The sequence below is a fragment of the Phyllobacterium sp. YR620 genome (assembly GCF_900104165.1).
In the GTDB taxonomy this organism is placed as follows: Bacteria; Pseudomonadota; Alphaproteobacteria; order Rhizobiales; family Rhizobiaceae; genus Phyllobacterium; species Phyllobacterium pellucidum.
On sequence record NZ_FNJP01000005.1, the window covers coordinates 142,961 to 165,165 of the forward strand.

Below are 22,205 nucleotides of genomic sequence, written 5' to 3' on the forward strand. Positions count from 1 at the left end.
AAGTAAGAGGCGAATTAAATGGCTGGAAAGTGTGATGAGCGACAAGAGCGAATTTGACGCATATAGGACGACCTACAAGGAAACCGTTAATCAAGCGATTTCATTCTCTGGATTGGACGTCGACTTCTTCACAAAAGTAAAGGCCGTAAGGCTTGTTGATCTACTCCGCGATCGACTGGGAGATCCCCTGTCTCTTTCTATTTTAGATGTTGGATGCGGCGTGGGAACCTATCATCCCCTATTACGTGGGAAAGTTCGAAAAATCACCGGCATCGACTTATCCGAAGAGTGTCTTGAGGAAGGTCGGGCGAACAACACCGACGTGGACTACCGTCACTATGACGGTCTTCGAATGCCCTTTCCAGATAATTCATTTGACGCCGCGTTTGCCATCTGCGTAATGCACCATGTTCCGCCGGAGCAGTGGCCGAGCTTTAGCAGGGAAATGGTTCGTGTTACGCGGCCGGGGGGATTGGTTGTGATCTTTGAACACAATCCGTACAATCCATTCACAAGGCGTGCGGTAAATACCTGCCCGTTCGATGCTGATGCAGTTCTCCTGACAAAATCACAGACGACCACCCATTTTAAATCGGCCGGTCTCAAAGATGTGGAGGGAAGATACATCCTCTCGGTACCCGCAATGAAGGGGTTGCCCCGGTCGTTGGACGACCTTCTCGGCGCCCTTCCTATAGGCGCCCAGTATTTTGTATCCGGCCGTCCGTAATGCTCACGGCTGCGAATAAGGTGCATCGTTTGATCAGGTTCGGTCTGGTTGGTGGCGCCAACACGGTAGCCTACTTCATACTGGCCAACGCATTAGTGTATATTATAGGTGTCCAACGCGAACTTTCTGCATATTTTGCTTACGCATTGATTTTACCATTTTCTTTCTTCGGACATCGGCGTTTCACTTTCCGATCGAGAGGAAACGCCATGTCCGAGTGGGTTCGATTTTGCGTAATGCAGGGTGTTTGCCTGTCAATAATCGCGGGAGTAAACGCTATTTCAAAGCACTATCCAGCTTCTCTAAGTTGGGTTGCGTTTGCCGCTATCAGCTTCCTAATCCCGGTTATTAATTTTCTCATGATGCAGGCTTGGGTTTTTGCGACGAGAGGAAAGGCAAGCTAGATACTTTTACGGCCCTGCAGGGATCTGAAGCAATAACCCCATAATCCTATCAGTAAAAATCCTGATATCATTGTTTTCCATAAAGCGCGCCGCACCTACCTCACCCAAAAATTTTCTTCGCAATGGATGCTCGGCTAGTTTGATCACGGCTGCCACCATTTCAGGGACATCCAAGTAGGGAACGATGATACCAGCCTCCCCGAGCGCTTCGGCGGCACCTCCCGCACCGGAAAATGCGATGACGGGAACCGCTGAGGCCATCGCCGTCAGGCTAACTAATGGATACGGATCTTCCCTAGATGGAAGCAAGAATATATCCGCAACTGATATAAAAACGTCGGCGTCGACGCGCGAGGTCATGAACTCCACCCGCCCTTGGAGGCCGAGACGTGAAACATCATGCGCAATCCACGACCCATATGCTCGGTTGATTGCTGAGCCAATCCATAAAAAATGGATGGGTAGATCAGGCCGCAGACGGAGGACGGATGACGCAACTTGCAAAAAAACGTCCGGGCCTTTTCGATGGTCGACCGTGCCACAGGCAACCACCAAGACATTGTCTCTCGACGAGTCGGCATTTATTAAAACTTGCGAGCGTACGACATCCCGCTGCTGTGCGGAAAAAAATGGCACATTGTGCCCCGTCGGAACGATATGGATTTTCGCTGTGCCGATACCGAAATCTTGGATGACTTGGTCACGGGCGTAAGACGAACCATAAACCACGTGCCTTGCATGCATGTTTATTTTGTCAATCAATTGCCGCCCGAATTGATCGATACTGGTGGAGAGTTCGTGAATTAGACTAACCACTGGAATGTCAACGTCGTCGAGCGCCTCAACAAGTTCAGCACAAAGGATTGTATTACAGATTGCTCCCCATACCGGCCCGTCCAAATCGCGCAGGATTGCCTTAAACGTTGCAGTGGGAGAACTCGAATCTCTAATTTCAGACAATACATATAATGGGGCAAGCTCGGCGAATTCGCGTGAGAGTTCCCCGCCATTGATTGCGACGACTAACAATCTAAAGTCATCACGTTTGGACAACTCGCGTGCGAGATTTAAGCACATTACGGGCGCTCCAGTTCGGGAGCAATCGTGAGTTGTCAATAATAGTATAGGGCGTTGGTCAGACTGGGCAGCTGTAGATATTGAGAGTTTTACGCTTTCGGCAGCCGCCGAACGTTTACTGCTTTCAACATTCGGCGGCGTCCGTAAAGTTGAAAAGCCAGCCGACACGATGCTTTTCAGCGCTCGTATCGGACGCGTGACTCTCCAAGACGTTGAAGTATAAACTTGGTGGAGCTGGGATTGCGTCTGTTGACTAAATAATTCAAGTTCCGCGATGTGCTGCAGAGCTGCATCGGTTTTCGCTCGTTCCGTTTGAAGTTCTCGCCGTAACCGATCGTGCTCTTGATTGAGCAAGTTGCTTTTTGAACCTTTTTCAAACGCTTGATTAACTTCAGTCACCTCTTTCCCAAGGCGTCCCACTTCTGATTGTAACAGAGCCTCTGTTTCCATCAAACGTAGTTGGCTCCCATAAAGGAAATCAGGATTATCGAGGAGACCCCAGCGTATGGAAGGTAACGGTGAATCGGAGGCGAGGCCGATAAGATAAGGCGCGTTGGGTGGGACATCCGTTAGTTCGTACGTTAACTCGTTGGACCTATGGAATACCTCCAAAACAAGGTCGCATTTCGCGGCTGGGACAATTACAGAGCCGCTTGTGGCCTTTTGTAGCCCGACGGTTTTATGAGTAAAGTGTTTCGAAAGCAGCGTCTCACATTCCTGATGTGAAAGCTCGAATTGTTGAAAAGGATTCTGCTTTCCTGGAGAAGAATAGACTTGGCGATTTGGAGTCGACAGCACAAAAAGCCCTTCGGGACGAAGTACTCGCTTCACTTCGTCAAGAAATGCCGAATGTTGATTAATGTGCTCGAGTGTTGGGAATGAGACCACGACGTCAACGCTGCCAGGCACAAGGGGAATAGACTGGCAAGAGCCAACGTCAAAAACTAGCGAGGCCGAACCGTACGCTCGTCGCGCCTGCGAAACCACATCAGGGTCGATGTCAATACCAATAACTGATTTTGCGACTTGCGAGAGCAGGTAGCTACCATAACCTTCGCCACTTGCTATATCGAGGACATCCCTCCCTTTGCAAAATTGGGTTGCAAATAGGTAACGGTGATGGTGTTCAACTTCAATCTCGCCGCTGCGGTTGGTAATAAACCTCTCGCCCGTCCTATCCTGGTATTCGGAAGGTGCGAGAAGTTTGAATTTCATTTGCCACTCCAACGATCCACACTAAGTCGAATGCTAGCGTGTCGTAATGAGCGACGTAAAAATAAGCAAGTAAGAATGCATGAGCAGGCGCAGAGCGTTTGATAGTGAGATACCATCGTTTAAACTGGCTGAAGTCTTTGTAAAAAAACGTGTAAACTGCTTCATCCCATACATTTAACAACGCGTCGGACTACCGCAAAACGCAAAAAAGCGCCCGGATAATCCAAGGGCAGCATACCGAGAATTTCCCATTATCGGTACCGTGTGCAACAGGTGAGGGCCGAAAATTAGATCGGAAGACGTCCGATCAGGCGTCCCATGGACTATTGCTAGTTTAGTTGAAGATCAGAAGCCCGGTGGTGAAATGAAAAAGCATTTTCTCTGATGATCCTTACGATCGCTCTGCCTTTCCTCGCCACGCTGCGTCTAAGTTCATTTGCTGGCTCCCAGAAGAGTTTAACTGGTCAACGTCCGGCGGCGTAAAGCAAGCGTTCGGCGCGTACCGGTAACGACTGTGGGCGATCGATAAACCTACCTGGTTCCTGATTGGAGACGTCACGGTGCCACTCCATACGAGACCGATCTGAAGCAATGGTCCAGTTAAAAATCCCGTAGTCTTCAAGGGGGACACTCACGGGTTGGGCGGACTCCGACGTCACTCCGGCTGGTGTAACGTCCTCGCCGAGAAAATAGGGAACTACTTACCGAGACGACATTTGGCGGGAAGCTGCCGAAATCATTATGCTGCGTTCGATCTGATCGTAAAAAAAGGCTCGCCGAAGCGAGCCCTTTTTGTCAGCGGATGAACGCTATTTCCTCAATGTATCCCGCTCGCATGGGAGCCGGATAGCGCATCAGCTCAATATAAGGTGCATGGGCCTTGATGACTTGGTTAGCCGTGAAGCTGTTCACCTCGTGATTGATTGACAGGAGAACCTTAGCCGTTTCCAGCGCGTGCTTCACGTAGGTATCGGCGGCTGATCGGTCCATCTCCGTCAGCGAATCCACATTAACGACGACATCAGCTTTCACGTCGCTTAGGCACGCTGGCGGGAGAATACGCACCGCACCGGGGCGGTAATCCTCACCGAACAGGCAGACGTTCTCAGCACCAAGCGTCCGGCCGAGGAAATAGCCTTGAGCCAGGTTGGTCATCGGAAGGTCGATGATAGTGTAGTCCTTCACGCCCGATTGGTGGCAGTAATAGACCGTGCGGCCAAGGCCAGCGCCGATCTCAAGGACTGAACTGCCATTGCCTATCCGCAACATCTGCAATGTCCGATATTGCTGGTAGATCGCAAAGACGGCTCGAAGGTTTGCAACCCCTGCTTTCAAGCTAAGGCCGAACTCGTTGGGAAACGGGTTCGGGAATTCTGCGCGAACGATGGGATTGATCAGATCAATCAATTGATCGCTCGTGTGCTGTTCAGGCGGATAATGGTCCGGCGCTTCCGGATTGTTTACCCTTGCCACACCGACGGCTGAAGCAAGCGCTTCAATCGCATGAGCCACTAGCATAGCCTGATGGTCTCGAAATCCCGAATCATTGTTTAGAGCCTGGGTGCGCGATGCGCCGATCAGATCGAACCCATAGAATAATTCGGTTGTAGCTGGATTGCGCAAGGCATCAGTCAAATCGTCGTCGGTTCCCCGGACGACGAGACTGTGGATTGCCGATTTCCAACTATCGAGAGTGCCCCACTGCGATTCACCGTAATCGGAAAACGTTGCGTGGGCTGCCTTATAAGCCTGCCGCACGCGGCGCACGAGTTGGATATCGTCTATACCCCCAACCGCGGGACTGAACTGATGCACTATTGTAACGGCTCCCTTGAGCGAAGATTATGGTCTAAGCTGTGGAGCGACCTTTTTCAACACTTTCAAATCCTCTCAACGTTGATTGGTGGCAATAGTGAACCGACGGCGCTTTTTGCCGGACGCGACGTGATTCACGTGCTGTCGTTCCAACCTCTTGCGTTGCGTCGGTATTGACATGGTAGCAGTCGCCGCTTGTTGCCTTGTTGGCGTCATCATTCATCAGCTCAGATTGCTGACTTTGCTATCTTCGAATTTGTTCAGCGACGCGGCGGGGTATCGACCAGACCGAACTCGACTGATAGATCAGAATGTCGGAGACGTTCGATTGAGGGTGCGGGTTTATTCACCATCGCCATGACATCTAGCGCCTCGAAATGTGGAATTCCGGTCTTTAGGTCCCGTATGGGATTTTTAATCGCCGATTGACGCCCGACCATTTGTTGTTCAGCAATGTTAACCTGAGCCTCTATTGCTTCGGCAATTTCCTCAGGTGTCACGCTATCAATGCTGATGATCAAATCGCTTCGCTCAGATAGGTTTTTGCACTCATAAGAGTTTGTAATGGTCCTGATGCCAGCGTACGCCATCTCGAGCGGTGGATAACTGGGATGCGGAGATATCATGAGTGAGAGTCCGACCGAAGCTCTGCTCAAGAGATCGGCATAATCCGCTAAAGGCATTTTACCTGTGATTGTGATATTGTAGAGATGGCCAGCCCGATGCTTTTCGAAGGCCTCTCCGATGCAATAAATTTTCCATGCTGCCGCTTGAGTTGGGTTTCTGCGCCGCCAAAGGTGAAGACCATCGATTCCGGCCTCAAAGCAGTTCCTGACAGCTGACGGCCGCGAATAAAAAAGAATGATCTTCTCTCTTACTGCGTCACTGTTGAGAGAGGCGTCGATCTTCGCATTCGGTCTATATGGGATCACCGCCTTTTTCTGATGGTGGTAATACTTTTCCATGTAAGTGGCGAGCTCTTCCGAATTGAAGATTGCAACGGTATCGTCGTCTCTCCGATACGTCGCGTCGGCTAGTGCGTATTTTGTAGACCAGCCGTAAAAGCCGGGTTCGAAATCTTGGATAATGTATATTACTCTCGCAGCATTGCCGAAGAACGCCTTTTGAAAGTCCTGCAGGCGGTAGGCGTTCACAGCGGTCCACCAGGCTGTAGCCACGAAAATGTCTCGTTCTGACAATTCCAAAGGCTCGTAAAGCCGATCTGTCGCATCAACGACAACCCTGTGCCCCCTTTTTTCGTGACCAAGTTTCTGAACATCAAAACTCTTTAAGACTTCCGGAAGCACAAAGTCATCGCCGTCTCGATCGACCTGGCTTTCAGTAACGATAACGCGAATGTCCGAATTCGGTGCGGCGCCGGCAATCTCCAAGAATATCTTTAAGGCCGTATCGATGCCGCCAAATATGTGCGCCGGCGAGATCGTTGGGACAAGCAAATTGAGACGTTCTCGCTCTTCGCATGTCGGGGTGACGGTTAGGCGCAACGTTTCCCGATGAGTAACCTGCGTTATGCCCGGGAACTGACTCTCTGAACTTATAAGGGGCGAGAACCCCCTCTCGTCTCGATCAACCCTTGACGACTTAGGTTCTTCCGCAGTTATCCTTTTCCAGGTATGACCAGATTTTTCAATGAAAAGTAGGAGCGTTCGCTCGATTGCGTGAGCAAGCGTTCCATCTATCTGACCAGCCTCCTCAGGAAAATCCGCATAGTCTAGATTGAGATCGAGCAACGGCCGGATCGCGTCAGACCTTCCCCAGTACATTGATCCAGAAGGAAATTCGAGCGTGCCGTATACATCGAGCTTCAGCCCGATTTTTGCGACCAGCTCTTTCGCGATCGGGAAGTCGTATCCCCAGTTGATAACGTTCTTGATGAAATCTGCATGTTCCGGATAGACCGCGCCGACATTTTCCGACGATAGAAGCGTGAGGTTATCGGTGGCTATCGCCTTTGACCCAATGAGGTTCCCCAGAAGGTAGTCCCGCCAAGTCGCATATGCGCCTGCAGCATGAAGCGACTGCTTGGAATGAAGATGGATGAAGGCGGGATATCGTTCGTATACATCTTTGAATGCGATATATTTGGGAGCGACGTCGCGGCCCCTATTAGGAACAACCCGTATTTCCACCTCGATAGGGTGCAGCCCGGACGCCGAGATCGCGCGGTCGAGGCTCCGTCTTTTATCCTCAGTGTCCGTTGTAACAAAAAGACCAAAGGGCACAGGAATGTTCTTCAAATGCTGAAAAATGTTCTCTGCGACCTCCGGATAAAAGATATGAACAACCACTGCCACCTTGTCAAAAATTATGCGGCTGGGGATTTGTCCTTGTCCGACATGGGTGACGGGATTTGTTTCGTCCGTGATCGGGCGCGCGATAACTGCCCCGATTTGATCCAATGCTCCAATGTTACCCAATTTCGTACCAGAGGACGACATCACATTGGGAAACAGCCACGTAAGCGGATTGCGGGCGTTCTCGATGTGGGAAGCCAAGTATCTCAGAAATTGCGCCAAAAAGCCCCGGGCGCCCTTGGTTTTAAGAATGATTGCTGCTTTTTTTGCGGTTTTCAACACCATCAACTCTGCATGCACCCTGCTTCACAATTATAACCATCGCTAGACGAAGGTCGTTGCTTTGTAAATCAGGGACCCTGTTGTTGCGGGGTCAAATTGACAAGGGCCACAATGGACGAGGCGAGAAAAGACGTGAGCGATGCAAATTTATTTGAAAATGAGAGGACCGAAAAATTGCATGACCAGCCAAAACGATTCCTAGCGAGACTAACGTAATTTCTTTCCGCGATCATCTCATCACGGATACAATGGAGAAATTTCATCGGAGCGCCATGTTCTGGCCCGCCTAGGAGTAGGCGCCGAGGCGAAATTGAGGCGCTTTACGCCGATATACTTTTGGCGATTGATGTGTTGGGTTAGTCTTTTTTTAAGGCCCCTGCCTTCTTAAAGCTTGCACAAAAGCAACACCCAAAGGCAATTGCACGAAGAAGTACTATTTCCATTTGATCGCATCGGTTCTCTACGACACATTGATTTTGTTGAGGAGGACGAGCCATGGACGAACTCACGGCTATCATCACACTGTTTGCGCCGTGCGCATTGTGGGTGGGTGGTCTTTACCTTCTGGTCGTATGGCGGACTCGCCGACCTTCATCGAAAAGCGAAATGTAGCGATCCCGACTTGCTATCTGTTGAACACGCGCGAGACCCACTCAAACGAATTGGCGATGCTGACGCCGCCAGTTTCGATTTGCGAACCTCGTCGGTCACAATCTTGCTGTCCTTCACCTGTTGGGTGATCGAGCACCCAAGCCGCAGGGCCAAGCACCGGCGTATGGCGCCGCGCCCGCCGCGCCTTGGCCAATGCGGTCATCAAGCGTTGCACCTGCGACGAGCTATCGACAATATCGAGTTGGATATCGGCTATCAGCCGGACGATTGCCGTCGAGCGCTTCGAAAGCGGCGTTGTGGATCGCCGGTACCGTCTTGGTATTCGATCCCTCCTCGGCCCAAGCCTCATAGGCTTCAGCAGCGTATCGCGAAAATGACGGTAAGTATCTGAAAAGATTGGTGGAGCGGGTGAAGGGAATCGAACCCTCGTATTCAGCTTGGGAAGCTGCTGCTCTACCATTGAGCTACACCCGCATTTCACTATCAGTGACCGCTGACAGCGGTCTTTGTCAAGGGGTCGCGAGCGGGCTCCGCCGTCAGCGGAAGTGCTTCGAGAGCTTCAGGCCCTGCGCCTGATAGTTGGAGCCGAGATCAGTTCCATAGAGGGCGCGCGGGCGCTCCAGCATATGCTCGTAGATCAGGCGTCCGACGATCTGTCCGTGTTCGAGAATGAACGGCACTTCATGGCTGCGCACTTCGAGTACGGCGCGGCTGCCAGTGCCGCCCGCTGCCGTATGGCCGAAGCCCGGATCGAAGAAACCGGCATAATGCACGCGGAATTCGCCGACGAGCGGGTCGAATGGCGTCATCTCGGCGGCATAGAGCGGCGGCACGTGGACCGCTTCGCGCGAGACGAGAATATAGAACTCGTCGGGATCGAGCACGAGTTCCCGGGCGCCGCGATCATGGATCGGCTCCCAGAAGTCGAAAAGATCGTGGACGCCGCGCCGGTCGACATCGACGACGCTTGTGTGATGCTTGCCGCGATAGCCGACGAGGCCATTCTGATCGCCGGTGAGGTCGATTGAAAGGGCGATGCCGCCTCCGGAAATATTGGGGGTTTCGGAGGCGACGAGCGTCTCGGCGGCGTGGAGTTCCGCAAGCTCGGTTTCCTCCAGTTGCGCGCGCCCGGTCCGGAAGCGGATCTGCGACAGGCGCGAGCCGGTGCGCGCGACGATCGGGAAGGTGCGTGGGCTGACTTCAAGGTAAAGCGGGCCATGATAGCCGGCCGGAACCTTGTCGAACTCCTGCGCGCCATCGACGATGACCCGTGTGAAGATATCGAGGCGCCCGGTCGAACTCTTCGGGTTGGCCGAGGCTGAAACCTCGGCAGGAAGCGCCAGGCTTTCCAGGAGCGGAACGATATAGACGCAGCCGGTCTCGAGAACCGCGCCCTCGGTCAGATCGATTTCGTGCAGTTTCAGGCGGTCGAGCTTGTCGATGACCGGCGTGCCCGGGCCCGGCATGAAGCTCGCGCGTACGCGGTAGGCCCGCTTGCCGAGGCGCAGATCGAGGCTCGCCGGCTGGATCTGGTCGACGTCGAATTCGCGCTCGGTCTTGAGTGCTCGCGCCTCAAATAGCGCCCTGATGCCGCTATCGGCCAATATGCCCGCTTCTCGTCTCGCCATGTCGACCATCCATACAAAGAGACGAAAAGCTTTAGCGCCTCACCCGATTGACGCAAGCGGCCAAGAGGATTAAAGCACTTTTATCCCGTGGTGATTTGGCCGGCCGGCTTGCAGCCACGTAAAATAATTTGCTAAAAGAGGCCCGGTCTCGTCCGGCCTTTTTGCGATTCCCGCAAGGCCGGTTTTTTATTGGCCAGTTTTCTGGCAGATTGAGACAGCGATGACCAAGGATACCACCCGCAAACTGCGTCCCGCCACCCAGCTCGTCCATGCCGGAACCCTGCGTTCCGGCTTCGGGGAAACCTCCGAAGCCTTGTTCCTGACGCAAGGCTTCGTTTATCCGTCCGCAGAAGCAGCCGAGGCGCGTTTCAAGGGCGAAGAGCCCGGATTCATCTATTCGCGCTATGCGAACCCCACGACCGACATGTTCGAAAAGCGCATGTGCGCCCTTGAAGGCGCGGAAGATGCGCGGGCCACCGCTTCGGGGATGGCCGCCGTTGCTGCCGCAATCCTCTGCCAGGTGCGAGCCGGTGACCACGTGCTTGCCGCGCGGGCGATGTTCGGCTCCTGTCGCTACATCATCGAGACCATGCTGCCGCGCTATGGCGTTGACTTCACGCTGATCGACGGCTCCAGGATCGAGAATTGGGAAAAGGCAGTTCGCCCCAACACCAAGGTGATGTTCCTCGAAAGCCCGACGAATCCGACGCTCGAAGTCATCGATATTGCCGCCGTCGCCAGGGTCGCGAACTCTGTTGGCGCCAAGCTGATCGTCGACAATGTTTTCGCAACGCCGCTCTTTCAAAAGCCGCTTGAACTCGGCGCCCACATCGTCATCTATTCGACGACCAAGCATATTGACGGCCACGGCCGCTGCCTCGGCGGCATGATCCTTTCCGACAAGCAGTGGATCGACGAAAACCTGCACGAATATTTCCGCCACACGGGCCCCGGGCTTAGCCCGTTCAATTCCTGGGTAATGCTCAAAGGGCTCGAAACGCTTGCCGTGCGCGTGCACCAGCAGACGAACAATGCGGCGAAGATTGCCGACTTCCTTGCCGGACATCCGGCCGTCTCGAAAGTGCTTTATCCCGGCCGCGCCGATCACCCACAGGCTGACATCGTTGCCAAGCAGATGAGCGGTGGCTCGACGCTGATCGCCTTCGAGGTCAAGGGCGGCAAGAAGGCCACATTTGCGGTCGAGAATGCACTCGAGATCATCCAGATCTCCAACAATCTCGGCGATTCGAAGAGCCTTATCACCCATCCGACAACGACGACGCACAAGAACCTGACGGACGAGGCTCGTGCCGAGCTCGGCATATCCGATGGACTGCTGCGGCTATCCGTCGGTCTCGAAGACGTCGATGATCTCATCGATGATCTCGATGCGGCACTGAACGCATCGCGCTAGGACCTGGCTATAGCTGGTGGCGCGCCGACACTGATTTTGGCGCGGCCTTCCGCCACGCCATCGCCATGGCGCACGACATCGGGCTCGGCCATGGCGAGAATGACAAAGGTCGCACCTTTCTCGCCCCAGCCGCCCGGCACCGGTTCGAACATGTCTGCAGAGGTCTCGCGCATCATGGCCTGGTCGTCGCGCGTCAGCATCAGAACCCCGCGCAGTTTTTCCGGACGCAAGGTGGCGAAGATTTGTTGCTCACACGGAAATCGGTCGTGCCAAAGTGGCTGCTCTGCGTGCTTTCCGGAAATGAGTGCGCCATGGCGGCGAAGGCTTCCAGGGTCATCATGACTGGCTCCTTTTGCATCCTCGATCCTAACAAAGGAACCGTGACCGACGAAGGTTTTAGTTCGATCCGTGACCAGTAATGGTTGACGCATCGGCCGTGAGTGGCGATATCAAGGAGTGAAATCGAGAGCAGGCATGTACAAGGCGACAACGCGCGATATCGAAGTGACCGTCGAGCCGTTCTATCTGGAGGAGCAATCCAACCCGGAGGAAAATCGCTATGTCTGGGGCTACCGGATAACCATTGCCAATGACTCGGATCTGACGGTGCAATTGCGCGCCCGCTACTGGAGGATCACCGATGGCAACGGCCATATCGAGGAGGTCCGCGGACCGGGCGTCATCGGCGAGCAACCCATTCTCGATCCGGGCGACTCCTTCCAATATTCATCCGGCTGTCCGCTGACGACGACATCAGGGGTCATGGTCGGGCGCTATTCAATGCAGACGACGTCAGGCGAGCGCTTCGATATCGAAATTCCGGCCTTCTCGCTCGACCTTCCCGATCAATTGCGGACCTTGAACTGATGGCCGAAACCGAACGCACCAACGCGCCCTATCTGAAGGCCCTAACCTGCTCCGCTATCGTCTTCGTACTGGCGATCGGCGCCTATTTCCTCGGCTATACCCTACCGAGTTTCACCAGCGCCTCCGACGCCGCCAGCCGATTGTTCGGCCTTGCCCTGGTCCCCGGACTGATTGTCGGCCTCTTTGCCAAGAAATCGCCAAAGCCATGGCCGTTATGGCTGATTATCGGCGGGTTCGTCGTTGTTCTGATCGCCGTCACCGTCATCCATGAAATGACGGCTTCGATGCGGGTCTGACCGCCGGATCGGTCAGTTTTTCGGCAGGAACTCGCCCGGATCGAACTCGTAGTGCGTCGAGCAGAATTCGCAGGTGACGCTGATCTTGCCGTCTTCGATACTGTCCTCGATCTCTTCGGCCGTGAAGCCTGAGAGCACGCCGGCAATCTTCTCGCGCGAACAGGAGCAGTCGTCGTTGACGCGGACCGCATCGAAGACGCGGACGCCGCGCTCGTGGAACAGCCGATAGAGCAGACGTTCCGCGCCAACCTGCGGATCGGTCAGTTCAGAGCTCTCGATCGTCGCGACCAGCGCCTTGATTTCGGCCCAGTCGTCATCCTCGAAAAACTCGTCCTCCTCATTGCTCGGCGCATCGCCGGCCGGCAGGTCCCGCTGGCGCATGCGAAGCTCGGATTCCGGCAGGAACTGCACGATGAGACCGCCGGCGCGCCATTGTTCGACAGGCTTGCCGTCCGGGCCTCGCTCCACGAGCTTGGCGACAGAGAGGCGCACATCGGTCGGAATCTGCTCCGACTGGCGGAAGTAGGTCTTGGCAATCTCTTCGAGGTTCGAGCCGTCGAGTGCGACGATGCCCTGGTAGCGTTGTGTGTATTCGCCCTGGTCCACAGTCAGCGCGAGCGTGCCGCTGCCGATCAATTCTTCCTGGGCGGTACGGTGCCCGGCAATCGCCTCCGCCAGGCGTTCCTCATCGTAACGCGCATAGGCGCGCACGGAATTTGGCGTGCGGAAATCGACGACCAGCATGTCGACGGGTCCATCCGACTGCGACTGGAAGATGAACTTGCCGTCGAACTTCAGCGAGGTACCAAGCAGCACGGTCAAAACGATGGCTTCGGCGAGCAGCTTTGCAACGGGTTCGGGATAGTCGTGGCGATTGAGGATCTCATCGAGCGTCGGCCCCAATTGCACCGCACGGCCGCGGGCATCGAGATCCGCAACCTGAAACGGCACAACGGCGTCGTCGCCGGCAAATACATATTCGTCGGAACGAATTCCGGTATCAGACACTGGAACGTCCTCCTTCAAGACACCATGCGAGAATTGCCTTTTGCGCGTGCAGCCGGTTTTCCGCCTCATCAAAGACCACCGAATGCGGTCCGTCGATGACGGAGTCGGTTACCTCTTCGCCGCGATGCGCGGGCAGGCAGTGCATGAACAGAGCGTCGGGATTGGCATGCTGCATCAATGCATCGTTGACCTGATAGGGCATGAACACGTTATGGCCGCGGGCACGCCCTTCCTGTCCCATCGACACCCAGGTGTCGGTGACGATGCAATCGACGTCCTTGACCGCAGCGACCGGATCGGTGGTCAGCTTGATCTTGCCGCCGGCGCCGCGGGCCCAGTCAAGATATTTGCTGCTGGGTTCGCTGCCGTCCGGCGTTGCGATATTGAGATTGAAATCGAAACGGGCTGCCGCCTCGACCAGCGAGTGCAGTACATTGTTGCCGTCGCCCGTCCAGGCGAACGTCTTGCCCTGCACTGGCCCGCGATGTTCCTCGAACGTCATGATATCCGCCATGATCTGGCAGGGATGCGTGTCGTCCGTCAAAGCATTGATGACGGGAACCGTGGCGTTTTGCGCCATTTCGGTCAGGCGGTCATGCGTCGTCGTGCGCATCATGATGATGTCGACATAGCGCGACAGCACCTTTGCCGTATCGGCAATGGTTTCGCTGCGGCCAAGCTGCATCTCCGAACCGGTCAGCATGATGGTTTCGCCGCCGAGCTGGCGCATGCCGACATCGAAGGAAACGCGTGTGCGCGTCGACGGCTTGTCGAAGATCATTGCCAATACTTTGCCGGCAAATGGCTTTTCAATGTTGCCGGCTTTGAGCCGCGTCTTGCGTTCGCGGGCGTCGTCAAGGATCGTGCGCAGATCGCCGGACGAGAGCGCTGAAAGGTCGGTAAAATGCCGGAGGTCCTGCTTGATTGTCATGGCCCGTCCCTCACGCGCTCTTCTGCCTGGCGGCAACCGATAGGCGTTCAGCCGCCGCCTCGATGCGTGAAAGCGCCTCGCGCGCCTCTTCTTCCGATGCAACCAGAGGTGGAAGCAGGCGAATGACGTTGTCACCGGCGCCGACCGTCAGAAAATGCTCGTCGCGCAATGCCTGGACCAGCGTCGTATTGGGAACGACGCTTTTGAGGCCAATCAAGAGGCCGCGGCCGCGCACTTCCGAAATGACTGCCGGATAGCGGTCGGCAATGGACGCAAGGCCCTGCTTCATCGTGAGGGCAATCTTCTGCACGTGTTCAAGGAAGCCCTCTTCCAGGATGACGTCGAGCACGGCGTTGCCGACAGCCATGGCAAGCGGATTGCCGCCATAGGTCGTGCCATGAACGCCGGCGGTCATGCCCTTTGCGGCTTCGGCCGTGGCAAGGCAGGCGCCAAGCGGAAAGCCGCCGCCGATGCCCTTTGCGACCGCCATGATATCCGGCCTGATGCCCGACCACTCATGGGCGAACAGCTTGCCGGTTCGACCGGCGCCGGTCTGAACTTCATCGAGGATCAGCAAAATACCCTCATCGTCGCAGAGCTTGCGCAGAGCGCGCAGATCTTCATCCGGGACGGGACGTACGCCGCCCTCGCCCTGGATCGGCTCGATCAAAATGGCAGCAGTCTCCGGCCCGATTGCAGCCTTCAAGGCCTTTTCGTCACCGAAAGGCACCTGGTCGAAACCCTCGACCTTGGGTCCAAAACCTTCGAGGTATTTTTCCTGGCCGCCAGCCGCGATCGTTGCCAGCGTGCGGCCATGGAACGCGCCTTCGAAGGTGATGATGCGAAACCGTTCGGGATGGCCGTTGACATAGTGGTAGCGCCGCGCGGTCTTGATCGCGCATTCAAGCGCTTCCGCACCGGAATTGGTAAAGAACACCTTGTCGGCGAAAGTCGCGTCGACAAGACGCTGGCCGAGACGGCGCTGGCCGGGGATCTCGTAGACGTTGGAGACGTGCCACAGTTTTTCGCCCTGGCTCTTCAGCGCTTCGACGAGATGGGGATGCGAATGGCCGAGCGAATTAACGGCAATGCCGGCGGCGAAGTCGAGATAGCGCTCGCCGGTTTCGGTCACCAGCCACACACCCTCACCTCGCTCAAAGCGCAGATCCGCACGAGCAAAAGTGTCGTAAAGCGGTTGCGCGATTGCGTCCGTCATATCGTTACGGGCCTCCAATACCCTGTTTGCCGAAACTGCTGATTACAAAGAAGAAACGGCCGTGTTGAAATCAAAAAGCCGCCCCACAATGCCATTTTGAGGGCGGCCATATGCCAGTAATATCGTCATTCGAACCCCAATTGTCAAATGAACACTTTTGATCCCATTCATCACCAACACGAACCGGATGAGCCGATCCATTAACTACAACTTCTGCGCGTATCCGCTGGAATATTTGCCACCGACTCTGCAATTCGTCATTTCTGCAACAGTCTATCGCGCAAGTTGGGGAAAACCCAAAAAAGCACCCCTGGGATCGGCGCCCGACTCTTGTCACAGAGTCATCGCATATTGTAGCTTGGTAATCGAAAAAGCTAGATTTCGTACGGCGTCCTCGTCATCTGAATAGATATGGTATCGAACCAATCTGGAGCAATCCAGATGCGAGGAAGGATTCAGTCCGGAGTCTACATAAACAAGCCCCATATGGAGCTAGGAAAACGATGAACTGGACAGATGAGCGCGTAGAACAGCTGAAGAAACTTTGGGCCGAAGGTCTGAGTGCAAGCCAGATCGCAGCACAGCTGGGCGGTGTCAGCCGCAATGCGGTCATCGGCAAGGTTCACAGGCTGAAGCTGTCCGGGCGGGGCAAGACCACGTCCACCCAGACACGCAGCAAGAAGATCAACACGGGGTCATCCGGCGCATCGCGCAGCGGCGGTTCGTCGGGGCATGTCGCGACCCGCGTCGTCAGCCGCAGCATCGGCGCGACCGCTTTGCAGACCGAATACAGCACTGAACTCGTGCCGGTGATGAAGACTGTCACGGACGTCGTCGTGCCGATCTCGCGGCGCCTCGAACTGGTGCAGCTCAACGAGCGTACCTGCAAATGGCCGATGGGAGATCCGCTGCAGCCGGACTTCAATTTCTGCGGCAACGATGTCGGCGAGTCCGGGCCCTATTGCGGCTATCACTCCCGCCTAGCCTATCAGCCCGCGTCCGATCGCAGGCGCGTCCGCTAATCTTGCTCCTTCTGACTGGGGCGCCATTCGGCGCCCTTTTTTTGTTTGCCGTGCACCAAGCTCAACGAGCGGTTGGCGTCAGGCCTTCTGAGGGCCGAAGACAACGGTGAAGGTCGAGCCCTCACCGACCCGTGAGCGAACGACCAGGCGTGCACGATGCCGCGTCAGTATGTGCTTGACGATCGCAAGTCCGAGGCCGGTGCCTTTCTGAGCCCTACTGGTTTCAAGATTGACGCGGTAGAAGCGTTCAGTCAGCCGCGGGATATGTTCCTCCGGTATGCCAGGGCCGAAATCCTGGACCATGGCCTTGATACCATCGTCGCCGCGCTTGAGCTCGACGACGATGCGCTCGCCTGACTGGCCGTATTTCAAGGCGTTTTCGACAAGGTTCTGGAAGACTTGCGTCAGTTCATCCCTGTCGCCAAGCACGATGACGGGATCGGGATCGATCTTGCGTTCGATGTCGACGCCGAGATCATCCGCAAGCGGGCGCAACGAATCCACCACATGATTGATCAGCGTCGTCAGGTCCACCTGGTCCTTGACCGCGATATGCGCCTTCATCTCGATGCGCGACAGTGACAACAGGTCATCGATCAGGCGGGCCATGCGCTCCGCCTGCTTCTGCATGATCTCGAGGAAATTGTCGCGCGCCGCCTCGTCGCGGCGGGCCGGCCCGCGCAGCGTCTCGATAAACCCGGTCAAGGATGCGAGGGGCGTGCGCAACTCATGGCTGGCATTGGCGATGAAGTCACTGCGCATGCGTTCAAGGCGATGCGCTTCGGTTTGGTCGCGAAATGATAGAAGATATTGCCGGTCCTTGCCACCGGCCCGGTCGAGGAGGAGAACCGTCGCTCGATACCAGCGCTCGACCGGCACCCGTTCGGCAAAGTCTACCGACCGGGCGACGCCATCGGCCATGACTGACTGAACCAGCGCCTGCAGTTCGGGGGCCCGGAAATGCAGGAGCAGAGCCCCGCCGCGCGCCAGCGGCCCGAAGGCGCCATTGGCGACGGGATTGACGTAAAGGATCGTCCCGCCATGGTCGAAGATGATAAGCGGGTCGGGCAATTGCGCGGCAAGCTGCTGGCCGGACAGACGGAAAATTGCCGGATCGCTGGCGGGAGATTCCGCCGGTACATCGCTGCGCGGCAGCGTCGCAGAAAGCGCAACGACCGCCAGGAGGACGAGCATGAGGACGGCAAAGCTCAGCCACCATGTCGCCTGAGTGCTGAGGACAAGAGCGGTAATGAAGGCGGCGGCGCCGAGCACGAAGCGTGCCTGGATCACACGCTCGACAGCCTTTTGGCGAAACGTACGGCCCTCCTGCCCCAAAATGCTCATGCACTAAACTCCTGGCCCGGCGTCCTTTTTTGGCTCTGGACGATACAACGCTCTCTCAATAACATGCCATTGTGTCAATTGAGGACGATTGCTGTGGGTAAAGATTCGAAAAAGAAAACCGATAAACCCGTAGCGGGCGTAGACACCACTCTCAAACTCAAGATCGACGGCAAGAAACGCACTTTCAATATAGACGATCCCAAACTGCCGGACTGGATCGATGACGGCGAACTTGCTTCAGGGGGCTATCCCTATAAAGACAAGATGCCGAACGACGAATACGAGAAGACTGTCGAGCGGCTGCAGATCGAACTCGTCAAAATGCAGTACTGGCTGCAGGACACCGGCAATCGTGTCGTCTGCGCGTTTGAGGGGCGTGATGCCGCCGGAAAGGGCGGCACGATCTTCACGCTGCGCCAATATATGAACCCGCGCTCGGCCCGCAATGTGGCTTTGCCCAAGCCCAGCGAGATCGAGCGCGGTCAATGGTATTTCCAGCGCTATATCTCGCATTTTCCGACGACAGGCGAGTTCGTCACGTTCGACCGTTCCTGGTACAACAGGGCCGGCGTTGAAAAAGTGCTGGGGTTCTGCACGCCCGAGCAGCATGAATCCTTTTTGGAAGAAGTGCCGGGATTTGAACGCCTTCTCGTTGCGGATGGCATTCATTTCTTCAAATTCTGGCTGGATATCGGTCAGCTCATGCAGCTGAAGCGATTTCACGACCGCAGGCACAGTCCATTGAAGAACTGGAAGTTCTCGCCCATCGACATCGAAGGGGCCAAGCGCTGGGACGACTACACGAAGGCGCGCGACGAAATGCTGGCACGCACGCACACGGCCTATGCCCCATGGACGATTGTCAGGTCCAACGATAAGCGGCGCGCCCGCATCGCCGTCATCCGCAGAATTCTCTTGAGCCTGCCATATAAGGGCCGGGACATGGATGTGGTCGGCAATGAAGACGCGCTGATCATCGGCTCCGGCCATGAGTTTCTGTGAGGGCGCGGGCTGATTTTCTCCGGCAATAATGTCCCTGAAGGGTCGTGCGGCGTCTTTTCCCAAAGCGAGGGCGCTCTGCCGAGCTGCCAAATGGCACGCCATGCCGCCATGGCAGTAAGCAGCCAATAGAGCGGCAGCCATTGCAGGATCGATCCAGAAATCGAGGCGGCGACCGGTGTTCTTTGGCCGAGCCTGTGGAATGACAGGAAGCCCATGACAACGCACACGAGATCGAGGGCGAGTATCGCATTGTGCCAGGTAAAGGCGTCATCGCGCGCGATGTGGACGATCCCAAAGCCTATCCAGAGCAGCATGAACGGATAGACGATCGATGAGACGATGATCCCCGCAACGAGCGTCTGGAACACCATGAAGCGTTGCAATCCTACCTCGCGCAGGAAAGCTCTCGGATTGCGCATTTCAACGAGCCATGTGTGCGCCCAACCTTTCAGCCATCTCGTCCTTTGCCGCAGCCAGATATCGACGCGAACCGGCGCGTCTTCAAGGGTTGGTCGGGAGATCACACCCACATCGTAGCCACAGCGCGCCAATCGCGCGCCGAGCTCGGCATCCTCGGTGACGTTGTATGGATCCCAGCCGCGCACCGCTTCAAGGCAGTTGCGCCTGAAATGATTGGAGCTTCCTCCGAGCGGCAGAATGAAGCCGTGGCGGGCCAGCCATGGAAGCAGGCCGCCGAAATGGGCCGCATATTCGAAGGCGAACAGCCGCGCCAGCAGACAGCTGCCTGCATTCGAAATGATCAGCGGCGCTTGCAGGCAAGCGAGCCTCACGTCGGATATGTCGAAGCGGCGCCAGGCCTCCACAAGCTGGTCGGGATGCGGCCGATCTTCCGCATCGTAGACCACGACAAAATCGCCCTTCGCCAGTTGCAGCCCATAGTTGAGCGCCTTTGGCTTGGTTCGTGGGCCGAAATTGGCAACGGGGACGATCTTGAAACCCGGAGGTAAGGTCTGGTCTGCCAAAGCCTTCAATGTTGACGTGTCGTCTGCCTCGCAGAGAAAAAGGACTTCAAGCCTCGACTTTGGCCAATGGAGCCGCTGCATCGACCTTACAAGTTGGGGCACCACCGCCGCTTCCTTATAAAGTGCGATCATGACGGTGTAGAATGGAAGTTCACCATGTCGTTGTGCAAGACAGCCGGTTTCGGCGAGAATTTCGCCAGTCCTGCCCGCTGCACGGAAGCGAAGCGCGATGCATGCAAAGAAGAAGGGCAACGAAAAATAGTGATAGCCATCCCAGAGGGTGGAAAGATGGAAAATCAGTCCGATCATGCCGAGGCTTATCGCAATGCCCAGGATGATCCCCTGAGTGCCGCTCAGGACCACCCGGGACGTACGCTCAAGCCCGCCGATCTCCATCCTGTTCACGCACTTCAGCAACAGTTCGCGCTCGCGGTAGGAACGGATGAATTCATGCAGCTGTGTTGGCGTTGTTATTCTCGTACGGGCTTTCGCGGCCGGATCGAAAGACAGGCTGTGCTTCAGGTCGCCTATCTCGGTAAGCGTCGGGGCCGCAAAATGCAAAAGTTCGCCTTCTGCTGTCACCACCATCAGCCGGCGTGAATGCAGATCCGGTGCAACAGCCGAACTTTTGCCGATGACTATCGCTCCCTCCGGAATTGCCGCAAAGCTCAGCCCGAGTTCCACCGCTATGGCCCGGCCTATTGCCGCCTCGTCCGCTATCCCGGATGCCGCAACTTCTTCGAGCAGTGAGGTGCGGTTGGAAACCGCTTCGCGGAAGGCTGCGATAATGGCGTGTTTCGCCGTTCCCGCCTGGCATAGTCTTGCAGCGAGGGCAGCCTCGATCTGCCGCATTGCGGCGCCCGCCTAAAGTAAAGGCCGATGATCAGGCCGACCGATCTCGTTTCGCGATGAAATTCGCAATATATACAATAATACCATGATTAATTCTTTCAATTATAGATTGAATGTATAAATTGAAGTATACTTATGGTAGTAATATGTGCGATATAGTGCAAGTAATAGAGATCAATGCGTGAGAATAGTCAATATACCCCTCAGGTTTTGCTTGCGAAGGCCCGCCAGCCAATTGCGCTTTTTGAGGTGATGAGATCGTGCTAGCTTGGCCCAAATCAAATCGCACCACGGTATCGCATGCCTTTCCGCAAGATTGCCTCGTTTCTCGCCGCCTTCATTTTGGCAGTGCTGCCAGCTATGGCCGCGCAATCCGATTTTCCGCATTACTGGGATGGACGCGAGCATGTCGCCAAGCCGGACCTTTCGACCGTCGAGCGCATTCGCTTCGTGACGACCGTCGATTATCCGCCGTTCAACTTCGTCGATGCGACGGGGCGCATCTCGGGATTCAATGTCGATCTGGCGCGGGCACTTTGCAACGAGCTCGGCGTGACCGCCATCTGCCAGATTGAGGCTCGTCCGTGGAACGAGTTGCAACCGACGCTTGAAAGCGGCGAAGCCGAGGCGATCATCGCCGGCCTGAAACCAACCGCCGCCCTGCGCGAGGAGTTTGCCTTTACGGCTCCCTATATCCGCCTGCCCGCGCGCTTCATGGCGCTCAAGGAAACTTCCTTTGCCGAACCCTTGGCCGATACACTCAAGCAAAAGACCATCGGCGTGATTGCGGGTTCAGTGCACCAGGCGATATTTGCCGATTATTTTCCAAACAGCCATTGGGTTGGTTTTCCGACGCGCGAACTCATGTTCAGGGATCTGCAGGCCAAGAAGATAGATGCCGTATTTGGCGACGGCTCGGACCTTTCCTTCTGGATCGGCAGCCCCGAGGCAAAGGATTGCTGCGCCTTTGTCGGTGGCCCCTACATTGCGCCGCAGTTCTTGGGTGAAGGAATGATGATCGCAGCCACGCTCGAAAATCAAAAACTTGTCGATGCATTCGATTTCGCACTGAAGGCGATCGAGGAAAAAGGCATCACATCCGAACTTTATCTTCGGTACTTTCCCGTCGATTTCTACTAATCGAACCTCTTAACCCCGAAATCATTGCCGATTGCGCCTCCGTGCCGCCAGTGCG

The 22,205-nt window shown here is 55.7% G+C and carries 16 protein-coding genes, 1 tRNA gene, 1 pseudogene and 1 riboswitch; of the genes and pseudogenes, 7 read left to right on the forward strand and 11 right to left on the reverse strand.

What is annotated here, in order from left to right; translation table 11 throughout:
* Nucleotides 1-34 precede the first annotated feature (34 nt).
* The gene (locus tag BLR72_RS16915; RefSeq protein WP_091950501.1) at nucleotides 35-727 is read left to right on the forward strand and encodes a class I SAM-dependent methyltransferase; all 693 of its coding nucleotides are present in this window, start codon (nucleotides 35-37) and stop codon (nucleotides 725-727) included.
* A gap of 410 nt (nucleotides 728-1,137) precedes the next feature.
* Here BLR72_RS16915 and BLR72_RS16925 read toward each other — a convergent pair whose 3' ends face one another.
* The 5 genes from BLR72_RS16925 to BLR72_RS16945 all read right to left on the reverse strand — a co-directional run bounded on the left by BLR72_RS16925 (nucleotide 1,138) and on the right by BLR72_RS16945 (nucleotide 10,075).
* Complete coding sequence (locus BLR72_RS16925; RefSeq protein ID WP_091950505.1) at nucleotides 1,138-3,423, reverse strand: glycosyltransferase; 2,286 nt, start codon at nucleotides 3,421-3,423, stop codon at nucleotides 1,138-1,140.
* A gap of 795 nt (nucleotides 3,424-4,218) precedes the next feature.
* Nucleotides 4,219-5,190: a putative sugar O-methyltransferase gene (locus BLR72_RS16930; protein ID WP_139202550.1), complete on the reverse strand. Its 972-nt coding sequence runs from the start codon at nucleotides 5,188-5,190 to the stop codon at nucleotides 4,219-4,221.
* Between the two features lie 308 nt (nucleotides 5,191-5,498).
* Nucleotides 5,499-7,838, reverse strand: coding sequence for a rhamnosyltransferase WsaF family glycosyltransferase (locus BLR72_RS16935; protein WP_091950508.1), 2,340 nt, complete (start codon nucleotides 7,836-7,838; stop codon nucleotides 5,499-5,501).
* A 1,009-nt stretch (nucleotides 7,839-8,847) separates the two neighbouring features.
* A tRNA-Gly gene (locus tag BLR72_RS16940) sits at nucleotides 8,848-8,921 on the reverse strand.
* Between the two features lie 62 nt (nucleotides 8,922-8,983).
* The gene (locus BLR72_RS16945) at nucleotides 8,984-10,075 is read right to left on the reverse strand and encodes a 2'-deoxycytidine 5'-triphosphate deaminase (protein ID WP_027230339.1); all 1,092 of its coding nucleotides are present in this window, start codon (nucleotides 10,073-10,075) and stop codon (nucleotides 8,984-8,986) included.
* Nucleotides 10,076-10,152: 77 nt separating this feature from the next.
* Nucleotides 10,153-10,232: riboswitch (SAM riboswitch) on the forward strand.
* 63 nt (nucleotides 10,233-10,295) lie between these two features.
* On the opposite strand from BLR72_RS16945, the gene BLR72_RS16950 reads away from it, so the two are divergent.
* The gene (locus tag BLR72_RS16950) at nucleotides 10,296-11,489 is read left to right on the forward strand and encodes an O-succinylhomoserine sulfhydrylase (protein WP_091950824.1); all 1,194 of its coding nucleotides are present in this window, start codon (nucleotides 10,296-10,298) and stop codon (nucleotides 11,487-11,489) included.
* Here the strand turns inward: BLR72_RS16950 and BLR72_RS16955 are convergent.
* Nucleotides 11,486-11,689, reverse strand: a complete 204-nt coding sequence (locus BLR72_RS16955) for a hypothetical protein (RefSeq protein ID WP_091950510.1) — start codon at nucleotides 11,687-11,689, stop codon at nucleotides 11,486-11,488. The two genes, BLR72_RS16950 and BLR72_RS16955, sit on opposite strands and share 4 nt — an antisense overlap.
* Before the next feature lie 274 nt (nucleotides 11,690-11,963).
* Here BLR72_RS16955 and apaG point away from each other — a divergent pair, with 274 nt between their 5' ends.
* Nucleotides 11,964-12,356: a Co2+/Mg2+ efflux protein ApaG gene (gene apaG / locus BLR72_RS16960; RefSeq protein WP_091919813.1), complete on the forward strand. Its 393-nt coding sequence runs from the start codon at nucleotides 11,964-11,966 to the stop codon at nucleotides 12,354-12,356.
* Nucleotides 12,356-12,652 (forward strand): hypothetical protein, encoded by a 297-nt coding sequence (locus BLR72_RS16965; RefSeq protein WP_027230343.1) that lies wholly within the window; start codon nucleotides 12,356-12,358, stop codon nucleotides 12,650-12,652. Before apaG ends, BLR72_RS16965 begins: the two co-directional genes overlap by 1 nt.
* A gap of 12 nt (nucleotides 12,653-12,664) precedes the next feature.
* Here the strand turns inward: BLR72_RS16965 and BLR72_RS16970 are convergent, their stop codons facing one another.
* The 3 genes from BLR72_RS16970 to BLR72_RS16980 are packed head-to-tail and all read right to left on the reverse strand — an operon-like array spanning nucleotide 12,665 to nucleotide 15,807.
* Nucleotides 12,665-13,660 carry an Hsp33 family molecular chaperone gene (locus BLR72_RS16970; RefSeq protein ID WP_343051173.1) on the reverse strand — a complete coding sequence of 332 codons (996 nt, stop codon included), beginning with the start codon at nucleotides 13,658-13,660 and terminating at the stop codon, nucleotides 12,665-12,667.
* On the reverse strand, nucleotides 13,653-14,591 hold the full coding sequence (argF, locus tag BLR72_RS16975; RefSeq protein WP_027230345.1) for an ornithine carbamoyltransferase: 939 nt from the start codon (nucleotides 14,589-14,591) through the stop codon (nucleotides 13,653-13,655). Before argF ends, BLR72_RS16970 begins: the two co-directional genes overlap by 8 nt.
* Nucleotides 14,592-14,601: 10 nt before the next feature.
* Entirely contained in the window at nucleotides 14,602-15,807 is a 1,206-nt protein-coding gene (locus BLR72_RS16980) for an aspartate aminotransferase family protein (RefSeq protein ID WP_091950514.1), read from the reverse strand.
* Nucleotides 15,808-16,310: 503 nt separating this feature from the next.
* Here BLR72_RS16980 and BLR72_RS16985 point away from each other — a divergent pair.
* Complete coding sequence (locus tag BLR72_RS16985; RefSeq protein WP_091950516.1) at nucleotides 16,311-16,829, forward strand: GcrA family cell cycle regulator; 519 nt, start codon at nucleotides 16,311-16,313, stop codon at nucleotides 16,827-16,829.
* Nucleotides 16,830-16,907: 78 nt separating this feature from the next.
* Here BLR72_RS16985 and phoR read toward each other — a convergent pair whose 3' ends face one another.
* Nucleotides 16,908-18,173 (reverse strand): phosphate regulon sensor histidine kinase PhoR, encoded by a 1,266-nt coding sequence (gene phoR, locus BLR72_RS16990; protein ID WP_091950518.1) that lies wholly within the window; start codon nucleotides 18,171-18,173, stop codon nucleotides 16,908-16,910.
* A gap of 93 nt (nucleotides 18,174-18,266) precedes the next feature.
* Here phoR and ppk2 point away from each other — a divergent pair, with 93 nt between their 5' ends.
* Complete coding sequence (gene ppk2, locus BLR72_RS16995; RefSeq protein WP_244506736.1) at nucleotides 18,267-19,175, forward strand: polyphosphate kinase 2; 909 nt, start codon at nucleotides 18,267-18,269, stop codon at nucleotides 19,173-19,175.
* Nucleotides 19,176-19,486: 311 nt separating this feature from the next.
* Here ppk2 and BLR72_RS22900 read toward each other — a convergent pair.
* Nucleotides 19,487-21,010 (reverse strand): annotated as a pseudogene (locus BLR72_RS22900) (glycosyltransferase); the annotation flags it as partial.
* 300 nt (nucleotides 21,011-21,310) lie between these two features.
* On the opposite strand from BLR72_RS22900, the gene BLR72_RS17005 reads away from it, so the two are divergent.
* Nucleotides 21,311-22,150, forward strand: a complete 840-nt coding sequence (locus BLR72_RS17005; RefSeq protein WP_091950523.1) for a transporter substrate-binding domain-containing protein — start codon at nucleotides 21,311-21,313, stop codon at nucleotides 22,148-22,150.
* Nucleotides 22,151-22,205 lie beyond the last annotated feature (55 nt).